Origin of the sequence: Curtobacterium sp. MCPF17_046, assembly GCF_003224295.1 — a bacterium.
Lineage (GTDB): Bacteria > Actinomycetota > Actinomycetes > Actinomycetales > Microbacteriaceae > Curtobacterium.
On record NZ_QKLB01000003.1, the window covers coordinates 127,216 to 146,404 of the forward strand.

Annotated in this window: 13 protein-coding genes; 10 read left to right on the top strand and 3 right to left on the bottom strand. The window is 72.7% G+C overall.

All coding sequences use genetic code 11. The features are described from left to right. Positions 1–115 precede the first annotated feature (115 nt). The 5 genes from DEJ32_RS03865 to DEJ32_RS03885 all read left to right on the top strand — a co-directional run bounded on the left by DEJ32_RS03865 (position 116) and on the right by DEJ32_RS03885 (position 5,847). Complete coding sequence (locus tag DEJ32_RS03865) at positions 116–1,717, top strand: DNA-3-methyladenine glycosylase 2 family protein (protein ID WP_110900380.1); 1,602 nt, start codon at positions 116–118, stop codon at positions 1,715–1,717. Then, the gene (locus DEJ32_RS03870) at positions 1,714–2,226 is read left to right on the top strand and encodes a methylated-DNA--[protein]-cysteine S-methyltransferase (RefSeq protein WP_110900381.1); all 513 of its coding nucleotides are present in this window, start codon (positions 1,714–1,716) and stop codon (positions 2,224–2,226) included. Before DEJ32_RS03865 ends, DEJ32_RS03870 begins: the two co-directional genes overlap by 4 nt. A 258-nt stretch (positions 2,227–2,484) precedes the next feature. Then, positions 2,485–3,327: an alpha/beta fold hydrolase gene (locus DEJ32_RS03875; protein WP_110900382.1), complete on the top strand. Its 843-nt coding sequence runs from the start codon at positions 2,485–2,487 to the stop codon at positions 3,325–3,327. Positions 3,328–3,403: 76 nt separating this feature from the next. Continuing rightward, positions 3,404–4,273 carry a hypothetical protein gene (locus tag DEJ32_RS03880; protein WP_110900383.1) on the top strand — a complete coding sequence of 290 codons (870 nt, stop codon included), beginning with the start codon at positions 3,404–3,406 and terminating at the stop codon, positions 4,271–4,273. A gap of 104 nt (positions 4,274–4,377) precedes the next feature. Then, positions 4,378–5,847: an APC family permease gene (locus DEJ32_RS03885; RefSeq protein WP_110900384.1), complete on the top strand. Its 1,470-nt coding sequence runs from the start codon at positions 4,378–4,380 to the stop codon at positions 5,845–5,847. Positions 5,848–6,097: 250 nt separating this feature from the next. Here DEJ32_RS03885 and DEJ32_RS03890 read toward each other — a convergent pair whose 3' ends face one another. Continuing rightward, entirely contained in the window at positions 6,098–6,769 is a 672-nt protein-coding gene (locus tag DEJ32_RS03890) for a LysE/ArgO family amino acid transporter (RefSeq protein ID WP_110900385.1), read from the bottom strand. A gap of 68 nt (positions 6,770–6,837) precedes the next feature. Between DEJ32_RS03890 and DEJ32_RS03895 the strand changes: the two genes are divergently transcribed. The 5 genes from DEJ32_RS03895 to DEJ32_RS03920 all read left to right on the top strand — a co-directional run bounded on the left by DEJ32_RS03895 (position 6,838) and on the right by DEJ32_RS03920 (position 13,540). Further along, positions 6,838–7,758, top strand: coding sequence for a LysR family transcriptional regulator ArgP (locus tag DEJ32_RS03895; RefSeq protein ID WP_220032781.1), 921 nt, complete (start codon positions 6,838–6,840; stop codon positions 7,756–7,758). 396 nt (positions 7,759–8,154) lie between these two features. After that, positions 8,155–10,113: a cellulose synthase catalytic subunit gene (locus DEJ32_RS03905; RefSeq protein WP_258368891.1), complete on the top strand. Its 1,959-nt coding sequence runs from the start codon at positions 8,155–8,157 to the stop codon at positions 10,111–10,113. Further along, positions 10,110–10,850 carry an HlyD family secretion protein gene (locus DEJ32_RS03910; protein WP_110900387.1) on the top strand — a complete coding sequence of 247 codons (741 nt, stop codon included), beginning with the start codon at positions 10,110–10,112 and terminating at the stop codon, positions 10,848–10,850. Before DEJ32_RS03905 ends, DEJ32_RS03910 begins: the two co-directional genes overlap by 4 nt. Before the next feature lie 2 nt (positions 10,851–10,852). Beyond that, positions 10,853–12,937, top strand: coding sequence for a glycosyl hydrolase (locus DEJ32_RS03915; protein ID WP_110900388.1), 2,085 nt, complete (start codon positions 10,853–10,855; stop codon positions 12,935–12,937). Between the two features lie 78 nt (positions 12,938–13,015). Then, positions 13,016–13,540 carry a hypothetical protein gene (locus tag DEJ32_RS03920; protein ID WP_110889306.1) on the top strand — a complete coding sequence of 175 codons (525 nt, stop codon included), beginning with the start codon at positions 13,016–13,018 and terminating at the stop codon, positions 13,538–13,540. A gap of 1 nt (position 13,541) precedes the next feature. On the opposite strand, the gene DEJ32_RS03925 is transcribed toward DEJ32_RS03920, so the two are convergent. Then, positions 13,542–14,321, bottom strand: coding sequence for a DNA-formamidopyrimidine glycosylase family protein (locus DEJ32_RS03925; RefSeq protein WP_110900389.1), 780 nt, complete (start codon positions 14,319–14,321; stop codon positions 13,542–13,544). Between the two features lie 23 nt (positions 14,322–14,344). Beyond that, positions 14,345–19,081 carry an ATP-dependent helicase gene (locus tag DEJ32_RS03930; RefSeq protein WP_110900466.1) on the bottom strand — a complete coding sequence of 1,579 codons (4,737 nt, stop codon included), beginning with the start codon at positions 19,079–19,081 and terminating at the stop codon, positions 14,345–14,347. Between the last annotated feature and the right edge of the window lie 108 nt (positions 19,082–19,189).

Here is a 19,189-nt window from a genome sequence, read left to right on the forward strand (position 1 = left end):
GCACGACGGTAGTCGTGCCTCCCGGCCGGCCGTCGCCCCGTCACCCCGGCCCCCGCCCGCTGCGATGTCCGATCTCCGCCGGCCCGCTGTCGTCGGCCCGTGTCAGGCTGACCGCATGACGACGACCGGAGCCGGAGCGCTGCACGACGAGCGGTACCGCATCGCGGCCTCGCGGGACGCCCGGTTCGACGGGCAGTTCGTCACCGCCGTGCACTCCACCGGCATCTACTGCCGACCCAGCTGTCCGGCCAGGACCCCGCGGTCGACCGGCGTGACCTTCTACCGGACGAGCGCCGCCGCGCACCTCGCCGGGTTCCGCGCCTGCCGCCGGTGCCTGCCGGAGGCGACCCCGGGCAGCCCCGAGTGGGACCTGCGCGAGGACGTCGCGGGTCGCGCGATGCGCCTCGTGGTCGACGGCGTCGTGGACCGGGAGGGCGTGCCCGGCCTCGCCCGCCGGGTCGGCTACTCCGAGCGGCAACTGAACCGCATCATGACCGAGGAGCTCGGCGCCGGCCCGAAGGCCCTGAGCCGCGCACACCGGGCGCAGACCGCCCGGACGCTGCTCACCGGGTCCGACCTGCCCGTCGCGGACGTCGCGTTCGCCGCCGGGTTCACGAGCATCCGCCAGTTCAACGACACCGTGCGCGAGGTCTTCGCGCTCACGCCGACCGAGCTCCGTGCCCACCGGCGCTCGGCGCCCGGGTCCGACGGGGCACTGCGGGTGCACCTGCCGGCCCGGCCGCCCTTCGACGTGCAGGGCCTGCTCGAGTGGCATGCACTGCACGCGCTCCCCGGCATGGAGCAGGTCGGGACCGGGGCGGACGGTCGGGTCACGTCCTACGGTCGGGTGCTGGACCTGCCGGGAGGCCCGGCCTGGTTCCGCGCGTCCGCCGCGGCCGAGGACGGGGCCGGGTCGCGGTCCGGCCGCCGCCGCGGGACGGCAGCGGGTGGCCGGGGTCGCGTCGGCCTCGACCTGCTCGTGCGCCTGACCGACCTGTCCGACCTGCCGACGCTCGTCGCCCGGGTGCGGGCGCTCTTCGACCTGGACGCGGACCCGGTGGCGGTGGACGGCGCGCTCGCCGCGGTGCCCGCACTCGCACCGGTGGTCGACCGCGTCCCCGGCATGCGGTTGCCCGGGGCGGTGGACCCGCACGAGGTCGTGTTCCGCACCCTCATCGGGCAGCAGGTGTCCGTCGCGGCGGCGCGGACCGCACAGACCCGGCTCGTCGCCGCGCTCGGGATGCCGGTGCCGGAGGGGCTCGTGCCGGGTGCGGCCGTCGCGCGGACGTTCCCGCGCGCCGCAGTGGTCGCCGAGCGTGGTCGTGAGGTCCTCCGTGGCCCCGCTGCCCGCGTCGACACGATCATGCGCGTCGCGGCGGCGCTCGCCGACGGGTCGCTCGTGGTCGACGGCGGCCAGTCCCTCGACGACCTGCGATCGGGGTTGCTCGCCGTGAAGGGGATCGGGCCGTGGACCGCCGACTACGTCGCACTGCGGGTGCGGCACCACCCCGATCTGTTCCTCCACAGTGACCTCGCCGTCCGGAACGGTGCACAGGAACTCGGGCTGCCCGGGACGGCGCGTGAGCTCTCCCTATGGTCGGAACGGGTGGCCCCCTGGCGGAGCTACCTGACGATGCACTGCTGGCGGCCGATCGTCGATCGCGCGATGGACCAGACCGCTGCGACCTCCACGACCTCCGGGAAGGACCCCCGATGACCGACGCTGTCTGCACCACCCTGACCACCCCCGACGGACCCTTCACCGTGCTCGAGGACGACCGCGGTCGGGTCCTCGCCTCGGGGTGGACCGCCGACGTCGAGCGGGTCCTCGCCCGGATCGCCGAGCGACACCGGCCTCCGCGGGTCCTCGAGGGACGGGTCGCCGCGGCCGACGCCGTCGACGCCTACTACGCGGGGGAGACGGACCACGCCATGCAGGTGCCCGTCCACCAGGTCGGGACCGACCTGTTCACGGAGGGGTGGCGGCGGCTGCGGGACATCCCGGCCGGGTCGACCCTGACGTACACCGCGTTCGCGAGCGCGATGGGTCGACCGGATGCCGTCCGGGCAGCGGCGAGCGTCTGCGCCCGGAACGCCCCGGCGCTGTTCGTCCCGTGTCACCGGGTCCTGCGCTCGGACGGCTCCCTCGGCGGCTTCGCCTGGGGACTCGACGTCAAGCGCGCCCTGCTCGAACGTGAGTCCGTGGGCGTCGACGCGCTGGTCTGACCCGCGTCCGACGGCACCGGTGTCCACAGGAGCCGTGCTGTCGTCCACAGGAAACGTGCCGCCGTCCACAGGGATCACAGAGCGCTCCCCCAGGACGCGGGTGGTGACTCTCGGGGCTCCGCCTGTCAGACTCGCGACGACGGCGTGGCCCACGACCAGCGGGGGCCGAGATCAGCGTCGCCCGAGCTGTGCGTGGTACCGACCAGTGCCATCCGCCCGGGGACGGACCACACGACGTCGGGGACGAACGAGGACGCCATGACGACCAGCACCGGACGATCGGTGACGTCTGCGGACGGCACGCAGATCGCGGTCTCGTCGAGCGGTTCGGGCCCCGTGCTCGTTCTCGTCGGCGGCGCCTTCGACCACCGGGGAACCCCGTACGTGGACGCCGTCGTCGCGGCGTTCTCCGACCGCTACCGGGTCGTCACGTACGACCGGCGCGGTCGGGGGCAGAGCGGCGACACCCGGCCGTGGTCCGTCGAGCGCGAGGTCGACGACCTCGCAGCGGTCGTGGCCGACGCGGACGGACCGGTCGACCTGCTCGGCATCTGCGTGGGGGCCGCCGTGGTCCTGCACGCCGTCGCCGCTGGCGTTCCGGTGGGTCGGGTCGTCCTCTACGAGCCGCCCTACCGCGCGAGTGCCGACGCCCGGGCGGACGACGTCCTGTTCGCCGACCGCCTGGACGAGATGATCGCCGGCGGACGACGGGCTGCCGCGGTGCGTGCGTACCTGACCCGCGTCCTCGGGGTGCCGATGCTCCAGGTGTCCGCCGTGCCCCTCAAGCCGAAGCTCTGGAAGGCGCTGCTCGCCGACGCCGGCGTCCTCGGTCGCGACGTCCGGGTCCTCGGCGGGCTCGTCGTGCCCGAGCGGGTGCTCGCCGCGATCGGCGTCCCCGTGCTCGTCGCGGCCGGCACCGCGGGCGCGGTGTGGGCCCGGGGGGCTGCCCGCGCGGTGGTCGAGAGCGTTCCCGGGTCCACGTCCGTGGTCCTCGAGGGGCAGGGGCACGTGCCGGACCCCGTCGTCCTGAAGGAAGCCGTGGACGCGTTCCTCCTCGGCGAACGCAGCCCGAGCAACACTGACCAGCCCGAGCACCACTGACCAGCCGGAGTCGCACCGGACGGTCGGAGCCGCACGGTCTGCGCAGCCCGGCGCGGTCCTGCGCCAGGATGGACGGGTGAACGCACCCCGCCTCGGACTCCTGCTCGACGTCGACGGCCCGATCGCCAGCCCGCTCTCGCGGACGATCGCGATCCCGAGCATCATCGAGGACCTCGTCGCGCTCGCCGCGGAGGGCGTCCCGGTCGTGTTCAACACCGGCCGGAGCGACGCCTTCATCCGTGAGCAGGTCGTCGGACCGCTCCTCGCCGGAGGTCTCGCGGCCGGCGGTCGCGTGCACGCGATCTGCGAGAAAGGCGCCGTCTGGTGCTCGATCGGACCGCAGTTCCCGGACGGCATGGGTGAGCTCACCGTCGCCGAGGACCTGGCCCTGCCGCGCGACTTCGCCGACGAGATGCGCGACCTGGTCCGGGACGAGTACGCCGACTTGGTGTTCTTCGACGAGACGAAGCGCGCGATGGTCTCGATCGAGCAGCTCGTCGAGGTCGACAACGCCGCCTACCTCGCCCGGCAGCCGGCGTTCGACGCGCAGGCGATGGCAGCGCTCGAGCGGCGGGGACTCGGCGTCCGTCGACTCGACGACGTGCGACCGGACGAGCACGGTGCGGTGGACTGGCGCGTCGACCCCACGATCATCTCGACGGACATCGAGTCCGACCGGAGCGGCAAGGACCTGGGCGCCGAGCGTGCGCTCGAGCTCCTGGCCGAGGACGGGGCCCTGCCACTCGAGTGGCGGACCGTCGGCGACTCCCGGAGCGACTACGCGATGGCGGACTGGCTGCACGCGAACGGACACCGGGTCGCCCACGTCGACGTCCGGCCGGCCGACGGCGTCCCGGAGACGCCGTACCCCGTGCTGACCGCGCCGGAGGGTGTCATCCACGACGAGGCCGGTGCGCGCTTCCTGCGGGAGTGGCGGACCGCCTGACCGGCGCCACCATGCGACCGCCTGACCGGCGTCACCATTTGCGGACGCTCGTGGTACACCACTACCCTTCCGGGGTCCGCCTGCTCCGATGACGGGAACGTCCCATGGCCCTCCGCACCAAGTCCATCGAAGCGTCGCTCGCCGACGCCGACGAGAAGGGGCGCTCGCTCAAGCGCTCGCTGGGCACGTTCGACATCGCCGCGATGGGGATCGCCGTCGCGGTCGGTGCCGGCATCTTCTCGGTCGGCGCGAACGCCGCAGCCAACTTCGCCGGACCCGGCGTCATCATCTCGTTCATCCTCGCCGCGGTCACGTGTGGCCTCGCGATCATGTGCTATGCCGAGTTCGCCTCGACGATCCCGGTCGCCGGGTCCGCGTACACGTTCACCTACGCCACGATGGGCGAGCTGCTCGCCTGGATCGTCGGGTGGGACCTCATCCTCGAGACGCTGACGGCCAGTGCCGTGATCGCGAAGTACTGGGGCATCTACCTCAGCACCGCGTTCGACGTCTTCGGCATCACGCTGCCGAGCACGATCGCCCTCGGCCCGATCGGCTTCACGTGGGGGCCGGTGCTCATCGTCGGCGTCTTCACGGCGCTGCTGGCGTTCGGCACCCGCCTGTCGAGCCGGGTGTCCGCGGTGATCACGATCATCAAGGTCGCGATCGTCCTGTTCGTCATCGTGGTCGGCGCCTTCTTCGTCAAGGCCGCCAACTTCACGCCGTTCATCCCCACGGCGGAGCCCGCGGAGGGCGCCGAGGGCAGTGTCTGGACCCAGTCGCTCGTGTCCTTCGCCACCGGGTCCGAGCCCGCGCAGTACGGCGTCTTCGGCCTGCTCGCCGCCGCCTCCCTGGTGTTCTTCGCGTTCATCGGTTTCGACGTCGTCGCGACGAGTGCCGAGGAGACGGAGAACCCGCAGAAGACCCTGCCGCGCGGCATCTTCATCGGGCTCGGCATCGTGACCCTGCTGTACGTCGGCGTCAGCATCGTCATCACCGGCATGGTGTCGTACAAGCAGCTCGCGCAGGAGGACGCGCCGTCCCTGGCGTCGGCGTTCGACCTCGTCGGGCTGCCCTGGGCGGCGGGCATCATCGCGATCGGGTCGCTCGTCGGCCTGACCACCGTCGTCATGGTGCTGCTGCTCGGCCTGTCCCGCATCGTCTTCTCGATGAGCCGTGACGGCCTGCTGCCGCGCTGGTTCTCGGTGACGAACCCGAAGACGCAGACCCCGGTCCGGGTGCAGGTCGTCGCGGGCATCATCGTCGCGTTCCTCGCCGGGTTCACGCCGGTCGAGAACCTCGAGGGCATGATCAACATCGGCACGCTCTCGGCCTTCGTGCTCGTGTCGGTCGGCATCATCGTGCTGCGGAGGTCGCGTCCGGACGCACCTCGCGCCTTCCGGGTGCCGTGGTCCCCGGTCATCCCGATCCTGTCCGCCGTGCTGTGCTTCTGGCTGATGCTCAACCTCGAGGTCGAGACCTGGCTGCGCTTCGTCGTCTGGCTCGTCATCGGCTTCGCGATCTACTTCGGCTACAGCCGTCGGCACAGCCGGGTCGGTCGCGGCGAGCACTGACCGCAGCCCGGTGCCCGCGCTCGGTCGTCGCTGTCCCAGCGCCGACCGGACCCGTCGCTGTCCCAGCGCCGACCGGACCCGCCGCTGTCTCAGCGCCGACCGGACCCGCACAACCAGAGCCGGATCGAACCACGGTGTTCCGTGGTTCGATCCGGCTCTCGTTGCGTCAGACCGGCCCGAACCGCGGGCGTCGAACCGCGGCGTACGGCAGGGACGGGTCCGAACCGCGGCGGCCCTTGCCACGGCGGCGTCAGGCGCCGAGCAGCAGGGTCACGCCGAACGCGAGCATGACGACCGCGACGAGGGCGTCGAACACGCGCCACGTCACCGGCTTCGCGAACAGCGGTCGCAGCAGCCGTCCGCCGAACCCGAGCGCACCGAACCAGAGGCAGCTCGCCGCCACCGCGCCGACGGTCCACCACCACCGGTCGTCGACGCCCTGCTGGTTCGCGACCGACCCGAGGAACACGAGCGTGTCCAGGTACACGTGCGGGTTCGCCCACGTGAAGACGAGCATCGTCAGGACCGCGGCCCGCATGGTCGGCCCACCCGGACGGCCCGCGCCGAGCCGGGCGGGCGGCGTGCCGTCGTCTGCGGCACGGTCCTCGAGCCGGATCGCCTCGTCCGAGGGGCGCAGCGCCCGCCGGGCCGCGAGCACCCCGTAGGTGAGCAGGAACGCCGCCCCGACGAACCGGATGACGAGCAGCGCCACGGGCACCCGCTCGACCACCACGCCGACACCGAGCACCCCGGCGACGATGAGGGCGGCGTCGGACAGCGAGCACACGGCCACCGCGACCGCCACCACACCCGGACGCGCGCTGACCGCGAGCCGCAGCAGGTAGGTGTTCTGGACCCCGATCGCGACGATGAGGGCCAGGCCGGTGCCGAGGCCGGAGAGAGCGGGGAGGAGAGCGGTCACAGGGGAACCGTACGGTGCTGAGCTGGATCAGCACAGCTCATGATCGTGGTGCGCCGTAAGCTGCGCTCATGGTGCAGTTCCAGCGCGACCACCTCGAGACACTGCTTGCCGCCGTCGACACGGGCACCTTCGACGCGGCCGCGCGGACCCTGTCGATCACGCCGTCGGCGGTCTCACAGCGGGTCAAGGCGATGGAGCAACTCGTCGGGCGGGTGCTGCTGCAGCGGACCACCCCGATCACGCCCACGGCCGACGGCGAGGTCGTGCTCCGGCACGCGCGGCAGGTGCGGTTGCTCGACGAGGAGACCTCGCGTGCACTCGCCATGCCGGGCGCCGACGGGGCGGGACACACCCCTTCGATCCCCCTCGCCGTGAATGCGGACTCGCTCGCCACGTGGTTCCTCGACGCCCTCGCCCTGGTGCGGCACGACACCGAGGTGGTCTTCGACCTGCACCGTGAGGACCAGGACCGGACGGCCGAACTGCTGCGCTCCGGCACGGTCATGGCGGCGGTCACGGCGGAGGCGGCACCGGTCCAGGGCTGCTCCTCCGTCCCGCTCGGCGTCGATCGCTACCGGGCGGTCGCCGCGCCGTCCTTCGTCCGTCGGTACCTGGACGGCGCCGACACCGAGCGGCGCATGACGACCAGACTCGACCGGGTACCGCTCGTCGACTACGACCGTGACGACGACCTGCAGCAGGGATTCCTCCGGCGGGTCCTCGGGCACGCCCCGCGCGGTCCACGGCACTACGTCCCGAACTCCGCCGACTTCGCGCGCGCGGTGCAGCTCGGGTTCGGATGGGGGCTCCTGCCCGAGGCGCAGTGCCTCGACGCGCTTCGTTCAGGTGCGCTCGTCGAGCTCACCCCGGGGCGGCGGGCCGACGTCGCGCTGTGGTGGCAGCGGTGGACGACGGCGTCACCACTGCTCGAACGCGTCACGGACGCCGTGCGGTCGGTCGCTGCGGAACGGCTGCATCGGCCGGCTTGACCTGCGGTGCGGGACCGGTGACGCGCCCAAGCGGACCGATGTCCGCGGAACGCACGAGCAGCGCCGCGCCGCGCCCGTGCCCCCTGACCTGGGGGTCTGTTCACACGATCGTCACATGGCGGTCGCGGGTCGTGTCGTACGATCGCACCACTGACGGCGCGGGCCGTCAGCAGCTCGACCCGAACCCACCGAACACGGTCTCGCCTCCCGAGGGCGGACCCTCCGGTGCACGCCGCACCCACGGCGAGCACCGTGCCCCGGACGAGGAACCCTGGCCTCCGTCCGTGCCGGACCACCGCGTCCGGATCCTGTCGCCGACGTCGCCGACACCCGTCGTCCGTCGTGCCCCGCGAGCACGACGGATCGACATCTCCGACACCCGACAGGAGAACGCGCATGTCCGCACCCACGGACGTCCGGCGACCCCGGACGACCTCTGCACCCCTGACCGAACCCGACGACCGCACCGTGATCGAGGTCCCGGCCGACGGGCAGCCCCGTCGCCGGACCGGTCGCCGGTCCTCCGGCGGCCTCGTCGCCGGCGGCGCCCGAGGCCCCGGAGGCGCCGACCGCCCGGCCGCACCGGTCGTCCACGTGACCGAGCAGCCCGCCGCCGCCCGCAACCGCGACACCCGGGCCCACAGCCCGGTCATGGTGCTCATCGTGCTGCTGGCGACGCTCGGCGTCGTCACCTACGCGGTGTTCCTGCTCAACCCCGCCAACCGCGGGGACTTCCTGCCCTACGGGCTCGTCATCATCGCGGAGAGCGTCCTCGTCGGGCAGTCCCTGCTGTCGATGTGGACGATCCTGTCCGGCGGTACCGACCCGCGTGACTTCGCGTTCCACAACACCCAGGACACGCTCTTCGACCCCGACGAGATCGCCCGTGACGGGCTCGCCGAGCGCAGCCACCGCTGGCCGATGCGCGTCCGCGGCAAGCGGGTCGTCGTCGACGTCTTCATCACCGTGTACGGCGAGGAGCTGACGAAGATCGCCGCGACCGTCGCCGCCGCGGTCGCGATGCGCGGCGAGCACCGCACGTGGATCCTCGACGACGGTCGGAGCGACGACGTGCGCGCCCTCGCCGACCGCCTCGGCGCCCGGTACGTCCGTCGGCTGTCCTCGAACGGCGCGAAGGCGGGCAACATCAACCACGCCCTGACGCTCGCGAAGGGCGACTACTTCGCCGTCTTCGACGCCGACTTCGTGCCCGCGAAGGACTTCCTGTTCGAGACCGTCCCGTTCTTCGCGGACGAGTCGATCGCGTTCGTGCAGACCCCGCAGACGTACGGCAACCTGCACAACCTCGTCTCCCGCGGCGCCGGCTACATGCAGACGGTGTTCTACCGCTTCATCCAGCCCGGCCGGAACCGGTTCAACGCGGCCTTCTGCGTCGGCACGAACGTGATCTTCCGCCGTGCGGCGATCGACGACGTCGGCGGCATCCACACCGACTCGAAGTCCGAGGACGTCTGGACGAGCCTGCACCTGCACGAGCGCGGCTGGAAGTCGGTCTTCATCCCGATGACCCTGGCGGTCGGCGACGCTCCGGAGACGATCGAGGCGTACAGCAAGCAGCAGCTCCGCTGGGCCACCGGCGGGTTCGAGATCCTGCTCACGCACTTCCCGTTCAACCCGAAGCGCAAGCTCACGATGGACCAGCGCCTGCAGTACTTCGTCACCGCGAGCTTCTACCTGACCGGCATCGTCCCCGGCCTGCTGCTGCTCGTCCCGCCGCTCGAGATCTTCTTCGACCTGCGCCCGATGAACATGTCGATCGGGGTCGGCGAGTGGGTGCTGTTCTACCTCGGCTTCTACCTCATGCAGGTCGTCCTGGCGTTCTACGCCCTCGGGTCGTTCCGGTACGAGACCCTGCTCCTGGCCGCGGTGTCGTTCCCGATCTACGCCCGTGCGCTGTGGAACGTGCTCTGCGGGAAGGAGCAGGCCTGGCACGTGACGGGCGCCGGTCGGGGCCGGGCGCCGTCGCCGTTCAACTTCATCGTGCCGCAGGTGCTCGTCTTCGTGTTCCTGTCCCTGACGAGCGTCGTCGCGATCTGGCGTGACGTGTCGAACGGGCAGCTGACGCTCGCCACCGCGTGGAACATCACGAACTCGGTCATCTTCGGCGCCTTCATCGTCACGGCGTTCCGTGAGCAGTCGGTCAACCGGCGGGCCGCCCGGCAGGAGCGTGACGCGGACACCGCTCCGGTCTTCGTCCTCGCCACGGCCGGCCTCGAGCCCGCGCCCGCCCTCCGGACCCAGGTCGTCCGCCCCGACTCGCTGCAGAACGCACGCGACGTCATCACCGCCAGCGCCGCCTCCGGCACCCCGACGGCCGTGGAGGTCGCATCATGACCTGGACCAACCGACTCCGCCTGTACGGCGGCATCCTGGTCGTGCTCGTCGTCGTCGCGGCCTGCACGCTCGTCTTCAACCAGCGGCGGAGCGCCGTGACGAGTGCCTCGGCCGCCATCACGGCGCAGGAGTACGCCGTCGGCACCGACTACGGCGGAACGGTCACCGAGGAGTACGTCGAGGAGGGTGACACCGTCCGCGAGGGGCAGGAGCTCATGCAGGTCCAGAGCCTGCAACTCGCCCAGGACATCCGGAAGGGCGTCGTCGGCGCGGACACCACCACCAGCGCGTACGAGATCGAGCCCGACGGCCTGATCACCTTCAAGGCGGAGGTCTCCGGCACCGTCGCGAAGCTCGACGTGAAGGCCGGTGGGTACGTGCAGGCCGGCTCGGAGCTCGGCACGATCCACAAGGCGAAGAGCCTGTTCGTCACGTCCGAGTTCCTCGTCAGCCCGCGCGACTACGGCCGGATCACCGACGGTGCGACGGTCGACCTGCGCCTGCCGAACGACCGCTCGATCGAGGGGACCGTCAAGAACGTCAGCGTCGTGACCGACGCCGACGGCCAGGCGAAGACGACCGTGTCCGTGGAGAGCCCGGAGCTGTCGGCGTCGCCGTCGTCCGGGGTCACGAGCCCGGGCACCCCGGTGGACGCGACCCTGCACCTCCGCGACGACGGCCGGCTGGCCGGTGTCACCGACGCGTTCCGCGACTTCCTCCGTCAGATCGGGATCTGAGCGTGCGGCTCCGTGCCGCTGCCGTCGCCCTCGTGGCCGCGTCCGCGCTCGTCCTCACCGCCTGCACCGGGACCGGCGCCGAGACCGGGACGGGAGGCCCGGACCGCGCCACCGGGACCGGCTCACCGTCCGCGGACGGTCCGGACCGGGAACAGGCCCGCGACCAGGCCCGCGCCCTGGCCGCCCTCGGTGCCGTCCCGAAGACCACCGCGGGCACCATGCGCCTGGCCGACGGGCTCGTCCCGCCGACGAACCGGTGGTTCTCCGGCCTGGTCTACGGCGCCGCACCGCAGCCGGTCTTCCCGACCCCGATCTCGTGGCAGGTGACCGACGACGGGTTCGCCGCCGGGCTGCCCGTGGTGAGCGCCACCGAGAAGACGATCGCCGGTGGTGCGGTGCAGCAGGTCGGGTTCGACCTCGGCGCCGACCGGACCGTCGTGTCCGCGTACGACCAGGTGTCCGTGACGGTCGAACACCGCGACGGCGACCGGGTCGTCGGGCACACCGTCCTCGCGCAGGGGTCCCCGCTCGTGTCCTACACGGCGAAGGCCGGACAGACCGTGCGCGCGACCTCGAGCATCACCGCGACCGGTGACGGCCCCGACGGCACGACGACGGGCACCATCGCCGCCGACGGTCGCACGTGGGGCGTCGTCACCAGCGGCGATGTCAGCGGCAGCGCGATCGAGCTCGGTCGCGGGGGCACCGTCGTCCTCTTCCCCGTGCCCGACGACGCGACCGGCAAGCAGGTGCGTGCCCTGTCCACCGCGGCGGCGTCCCCGTTGCAGCAGGTCACCCTCGCCCGCTCGTCGACCGGCACCGCGACCCACGGCGAGCAGCGGACCGCTCTCGGCTACCGCACCGCGGCACGGGGCGACACCGTCATCGTGCCGCAGCCCGGTCAGGGCGCGACGGGTCTGGACTGCACGGGTCTGCACTACGCGACCATCACCGGGGACGCCCCCGTCTGCACCGGTGACGTGCTCCGGTTCGCGGCCCCGAGCCTCCAGGCCGACGACCGGTTGGACCTGTCCGGGCTGTCCTCGTCCGAACGCGACGAGCTGACCGGTCAGGTCCGCGCGGACGCCGGCGCGGTCTCGGAGGCGTCCTTCGGCGCCGACAGCTACGGCGGCGGCAAGGACCTCTACCGGGTCGCGAACCTGTACCGGCTCGCCACGCAGCTCGACCTCGACGACGTCGCCGCGGGCCTGCGGGAGCAGGTGGTCACGCAGATCGACCAGTGGACCGACCCGGAGGGCTGCGGCGTCAGCGGCACGCGGTGCTTCCGGTACGACGACACCGTGAAGGGCCTGGTCGGTCAGGCGCCCTCCTACGGGTCGGACGAGTTCAACGACCACCACTTCCACTACGGCTACCTGCTGTCCGCAGCGGCGATCGTGGCGGACGGGTCGGACGACCTCGTGGCGAAGTGGGCACCCGTGCTCGACCTCGTGGCCGCGGACATCGCGTCCCCGGAGGCGACGGCGTCCTTCCCGGAGCTCCGCGTGTACGACCCGTACGCGCAGCACTCGTGGGCCTCCGGGTACTCGCCGTTCGCGGACGGGAACAACCAGGAGTCCTCGTCCGAGGCCGTGTCCGCCTGGAACGGGCTCGCCCGCTGGGGGACGGTCTCCGGCTCCCGGTCGACCGCGGAACTCGGCAGCTGGCTGCTCGCGAACGAGGCCGTGTCCGCGCAGCGCGACGTGCTCGACCCCGACCTGCGGGCGTTCCCCGGGTTCGAGCACACGATCGTCTCGCTGAACTGGGGCGGCAAGCGGGACCACGCCACGTGGTTCAGCGCGGACCCGGCGGCTCCGGCCGGCATCGAGCTCATCCCGATGCCAGCGGTCGCGACGGAGTACGTCGCGGCCGGCGGGAAGCGGCAGATCGCCCGGGTCCTCGACGAGGCCGTGCCGGAGGGCGACTACGCGGTGCAGTTCGGGGACTACCTGCTCATGTACCGGGCGCTCGCCTCGGGCAGCCAGGCGACGGCCGCGTTGGCCGCCGCGCGGGACCTGCCGGCGGAGGACATCGACACCGGCAACACCCGCTCGTACCTGCTCGCCTGGATCATGGCGCGCGGGTAGCGGGTGCCGGACCGGGAGCGCGGTCGGGGGACGCGCTCCTGGGCTCCGGCACACCTCAGGCGGCCTACCGTCGGGAGCATGACCACCTTGCGCGCGAAGACCACCGCCACCCTCGTCGGCCTCGCCACCGTCGGCCTGCTGCTCGGCGGCTGCTCGAACGCCGGTGCCCAGAACGGCAACCCGGTCGGGAAGGTGCCGGGCTCGGAGGAGTCCGCGACCCGTTCCGACCCGGGTCAGCGCAACAGTGCCCCGTGCGGGGTCGCCTCGAGCGCCGCCGTCGACGCGATCGACGAGGCGGTCGGCCCGCACGACGGCACCGACGTCGTCAGCGTCACGGAGAGCGACGAGGGCTGGTACCTCGGCGTCTCGGTCGCCCCGAACACGAGCGACGACCCCAACGACGACGAGGTCGGCATCTGGGGTACGGAAGAGGACCCCACCGCCGAGGACTTCGACGGCCTGGTCTTCCCGGTGAACAAGGTCGCCGAGGACGTCGTCGCCGACGAGCAGGGCTCCGCGACCGCAGCACCGTCCGCGTTCTCCGAGACGTCGAAGGCCGCGAAGCAGGTCCAGAGCTGCATCGTCGAGGCCGTCGACCACTGAGTCAGGTCTGGCAGCGCGGGCACCAGTAGGTGTCCCGCAGCGTGAGCTCCGACTCGCCGAGGTCGCCCGAGCGGACACGCGTGCCACAGCGCAGGCAGGGCTTGCCGGCCCGGTTGTAGACCCAGAAGCGCTGCCCCGGGCGGTCGACGCCCGTGGTCACGCGGTTGCTCCGGTCGCGGTTGGCGATGATGAGCCGGGAGGCCATGGTCACCATCCGCGCGGGGTCGCGCACCTCGCCGACGGGGCTCGTGGGCAGCACGCCCCGCAGGAAGCAGAGCTCGTTGCGGTAGACGTTCCCGAGGCCCGCCATCACCCGCTGGTCGAGGAGGGCGAGGCCGACCGGTCGCTCCGGGTCCGCGGTGAGGTTCGCGAGGGCGAGGCCGGCGTCCCAGTCCGGGCCGAGCAGGTCCGGACCGAGGTGTCCGACGACGGTGGACTCCTGGTCGCGCGGGACGACCTCGAGGACGCCGAGCGTGAACCCGACGGTCGAGACGTCCGCGGCGTCGAGCACCACGCGCGCCTGGTACGCGGGACGCCGCCATCGCTCGCCGGGACGGTAGACGTCCCACCGGCCCTCCATCTTCAGGTGCGAGTGCACGGTGAGGTCGCCGATCCGGTGCAGCAGGTGCTTGCCTCGTGGCACGACCTCGTCCACCGTCCGCCCGACCAGGTCGAGCGTGGCGAACGCGGGCACACGGAAGTCGCTGCGGGTCAGGACCTTCCCGGCGAGTGCGGCGTGCAGGCGGGCCGCGGCGCGGAAGACGGTGTCGCCCTCAGGCACGATCCACCTCAGGCCTGATCCACTCAGGCACGGAGTCGCAGTCCCTGCGGGGTGGCGGTGAAGCCCGCCGTGCGGAGCGCCGTGCCGAGCGCCGACTCGAGGACGAACTCCCCGTCGACCCGCTCCACCGACAGCTTGCCGAGCCCGGACCGCACGGTGGCCGCGATCGACGTCGCCGCCGCCGCGAGGTCGGCCGGGTCCTCGGTGAAGGTCAGCACGCTCTTGCCGCCGCGTTCGACGTAGACGGCGAGCTCGCCGTCTACGAGCACGACGAGCGCGCCCGCCTTGCGGCCGGGTCGGTGCCCCCGTCCGGTCTTGGTGGGCGGGGTGGTGGTCGCCGCGGACGTGCCCGCGGCCTCCGTGCCGGTCGAGCCGTCGGCGTCCTCGTCAGCAGCGTCGTGCGGCCACGGCAACGCCGCCCCGTAGGGGTTGGCCGGGTCGGTGGCCGCGAGCGTCAGCGCCTCCCGGACGCGGTCCGGGTCGGCCCGCTCCTCGTCGTCCAGGTCCTTCGCGTACGTGCGGAGCCGGTCGACGGTCGGCCCGGTGGCGAACTGCGCCGCCCCGAGCCCCTCGACGAAGTACCCGCGTCGGGCGCGGCCGGACTCCTCGAACTTCGCGAGCACCCGGTAGACGCCGGCGAAGCCGCCCCGGACGCCCTCGACCTGCACGGCCCCGCGGGTGACGACGCCGTAGCGCTCGAGCAGGAGCTCGGCGGTCGCCGCGGCCCGGACGGTCGCGTCGGGTTCGGCGAGCGGCAGGAGCGACCAGCGGCCGCCGACGTTCGGCGGTCCGGACTGGCTCGGCAGCGTCGGCCGACGACGCCCGCGGTACGCCCGGGCCCGGGGCGCGGCGGACGTGCGCGCCGCGCCGCCGAGCATCGCCCGGAGCGGTGCGAAGGTGTCGTTCGTGATCTGTCCGGCCCAGACGAGGTCCCACAGCGCGGTCGTCAGCGCCTTGTCGTCGGTGCTCCCGACGGCCTGGCCGAGCTGGCGGAAGAAGTAGGCGCCACCGCCGGCGAGGGCACCGAGCACGTCCCGCTGCAGCTCGGTCGTCTCGTCCCCGGCGGCCTCGGCCAGGGTCGTCGCCGCGGTGTCGGCGAGGTGCAGGCGCACCCAGCCGTCGTTGCCGGGCAGGGTCCCGCCGCCGGACCAGAGGACCTCGCCCGTGGCGGTCAGCTCGTCGAGCATGCTCGGGGCGTAGTCGGACACCCGGGCAGGCAGCACGAGGGACTCCCATGAACTGGCGGGCAGGGCGACACCGGAGAGTTGGTCGACGACCTGCAGCACGCCGTCGATCCCGCGCAGCCCACCGCGGGTGCCGGGGACGCGGACGTGCTGCCACGCCGGCATGAACCGGGCGAGCGTGTCCGGGGACACCGGCTCGACCTCGTGCCGGAGCGCCGCGAGCGACTTCGTGCGGATGCGTCGGAGCACCTCGGAGTCGCACCACTCGGCGCCCTGTCGGTCCGGTCGGAACTCGCCCTCGACCAGCCGTCGGTCGGCGACCAGGCGACGCAGCGTGTCCTGCACGACCGCGACACCGAGACCGAGCCGACCGGCTGCCTCCTGCAGACTGAAGGGTCCGTGGCTGCGGGCGTACCGACCGACGAGGTCCCCGAGCGGGTCCGCGACCGGTTCGACGAACGCGGTCGGGACACCGATCGGCAGCGGGACGCCCAGCGCATCGCGAAGCCGGGACGCGTCCTCGATGACGGCCCACCGGGTGGCGCCGGCGTGCGAGAAGGCCAGGACCCGGCGGTCGTGCTCGAGCCCCTCGAGTGCCGTGCGCAGGGTGGTGCCCGCCTCGGTCCGGTCGGGGGCGTCCGCGAGCCAGCTGCGGTCGAGCAGCTCCTCGAGGTCGAGCGCGCCGACGAGCCGCAGGACGTCGACCATGCCCTCCACGTCCCGCGCCCGGCGGTCCGGGGAGAGCCGCTGCAGGTCGCGCTCGACGCCCTCGATGACCGCGGGGTCGAGGAGCTCACGCAGCTCTGCCCGACCGAGCAACTCGCTGAGCAGCGTCGAGTCGAGCGACAGGGCGGCAGCGCGACGTTCGGCGAGCGGGGAGTCGCCCTCGTACATGAAGGCGGCGACGTAGCCGAACAGGAGCGTCCGGGCGAACGGTGACGGCTGCTCGGTCTCGCTCTCGACGAGCCGGATGCGCCGTCGGGCGATCTCGTCCGCGATCCCGAGCAGGGACGGGACGTCGTACACGTCCTGCAGGACCTCGCGCACGGTCTCGAGCAGGATCGGGAACGTCGGGTACTTCTGGGCGACCTCGAGCAGCTGGGACGCCCGCTGGCGCTGCTGCCAGAGCGGCGAGCGGCGGCCGGGGTCGCGGCGGGGGAGCAGGAGCGCCCGGGCGGCGCACTCGCGGAACCGGGCGGCGAACAGCGCGGACCCGCCGACCTCGTCGGTGACGATCGCCTCGAGGTCGTCGCGGTCGAAGACGAACAGGTCCGCTCCGGGAGGCTCGGCGTCGGTCTCCGGGATCCGCACCACGATGCCGTCGTCGGCGGCCATCGCCCCGCCGTCGATCCCGTGCCGCTCCCGCAGGCGGGCCGCGACCGCGAGGGCCCACGGCGCGTGCACGGTCATGCCGTACGGGGAGTGCAGGATGAGGCGCCAGTCGCCGAGTTCGTCGCGGAAGCGCTCGACGACGAGCGTCGTGTCGCTCGGCACGTGGCCGGTGGCGGCGCGCTGGTCGCGGAGGAAGGTGATGAGGTTCGTGACCGCGCGGTCGTCGAGTCCGACGCCCGCCACCCGCGCGCGGGCGTCCTCGTCCGAGGCGGACTCGACCTCGCGCACGAAGGCACCGGTCGCGCGGCCGAGCTCCGCCGGTCGGCCCAGGCCGTCGCCCTTCCAGAACGGCACGCGGCCGGGCTGCCCGAACGCCGGACTGACCAGGACGCGGTCGTGGGTGATCTCCTCGATCCGCCAACTCGTGGCCCCGAGCGCGAAGACGTCGCCCACGCGGGACTCGTAGACCATCTCCTCGTCGAGCTCCCCGACGCGGGAGGCCCGCTCCCCGACCATGAAGACGCCGAACATCCCGCGGTCGGGGATGGTCCCACCGCTCGTGACGGCGAGTCGCTGGGCACCGGGACGACCGGTCAGGGTGCCGTGCACGCGGTCCCAGACCAGGCGCGGGCGCAGCTCGGCGAACTCGTCGCTCGGGTACCGTCCGGTGACGAGGTCGAGCGTCGCGTCGAACGCCGAGCGGGGCAAGCCGCTGAACGGGGCGCTGCGCCGGACCAGGTCGAACCAGTGCTCGACGTCGACGGTGTCGACCGCTCCGGCGGCGACGGTGTGCTGCGCGAGGACGTCGAGCGGGTTCGCGGGGACCGAGATCGACTCGATCTGCCCGCTGACCATCCGCTCGACGGTGACGGCGCTGTTGACGAGGTCGGCCCGGTGCTTCGGGAAGAGCACGCCGCGGGAGATCTCGCCGACCTGGTGCCCGGCGCGGCCGACGCGCTGCAGGCCGCTCGCGACCGACGGCGGTGCCTCGACCTGGATGACGAGGTCGACCTCGCCCATGTCGATGCCGAGTTCGAGCGAGCTGGTGGCGACCACGCAGCGCAGCCGCCCGGACTTCAGGTCGTCCTCGATGATCGCGCGCTGGTCCTTGGACACCGAGCCGTGGTGGGCACGGGCGAGCACCGGCACGCTCGGGTCCGAGCCGCCGCCCTCGGTCTGTCCGGATCCGCCGACGAGCTGGGCCGGGGGGCGCTTCGGCTGGGCCACCGGCGCGTGCGCGGACGCCCGCCCCGGGGACTGCGCGACCGCCACGGCGCCGACGCCGGCGGCCACGGGCTCGGCCACCTCCGTCGTCGCGAGCGCCCGTTCCTCGTGGATCTCGTTGAGCCGGGCGGTCAGCCGTTCGGCGAGTCGTCGGGAGTTGGCGAAGACGATCGTCGACCGGTGCTGCTCGATGAGGTCGACCACGGACTCCTCGACGTGCGGCCAGATCGATCCGTTCGTCGGGCTGGAGGTCGCGTCCGCCCCGACCGGTGGGGCGCCGAGCTCGGTCATGTCGTCGACGGGGACGACCACGCGGAGGTCGAACGTCTTCTGCGCGGGCGGCGCGATGATCTGCACCGGCGCACGACCACCGAGGAAGCGGGCGACCTCCTCCGCCGGACGCACGGTCGCGGACAGGCCGATGCGCTGTACGGGCTTCTCGAGCAGGTCGTCGAGGCGCTCGAGCGAGACGGCGAGGTGGGCGCCGCGCTTCGACGACGCGACCGCGTGCACCTCGTCGACGATGACGGTGTCGACGTTGACGAGCGTCTCGCGGGCCTTCGACGTGAGCATGAGGTACAGCGACTCGGGCGTCGTGATGAGGATGTCCGGCGGCAGCCGCAGGAGCTTCTGCCGGTCGGACGAGGGGGTGTCCCCGCTCCGGACCCCGACCGTGACGTCCGGGGGTTCCAGGCCCATCCGCTTGGCGGTCTGGGTGATGCCGACCAGCGGGCTCCGGAGGTTGCGCTCGACGTCGACTCCGAGGGCCTTCAGCGGGGACACGTAGAGCACCCGGGTCCGCTGCTTCGCCGGCGGGGTGTCGGTCGAGGCGATGAGCCGGTCGATCGACCAGAGGAACGAGGCCAGCGTCTTGCCGGAGCCGGTCGGGGCGATGACGAGCGCGTGCTGTCCGGTCGAGATGGCGTCCCACGCCCCGGCTTGCGCTGCCGTCGGTTCGCGGAAGGCACCCCGGAACCACTCGGCGGTGGCGGGGGAGAAGCGCTCGAAGACGTCCGTCATGGTCAGGTCCATCCTGCTCCTCACCACCGACAGCGTCCTGATGCGGGCGTTGCTTGACAGAACGAACAGTACCGATCTATCGTTACAGCATCACGACCGGTACGAACC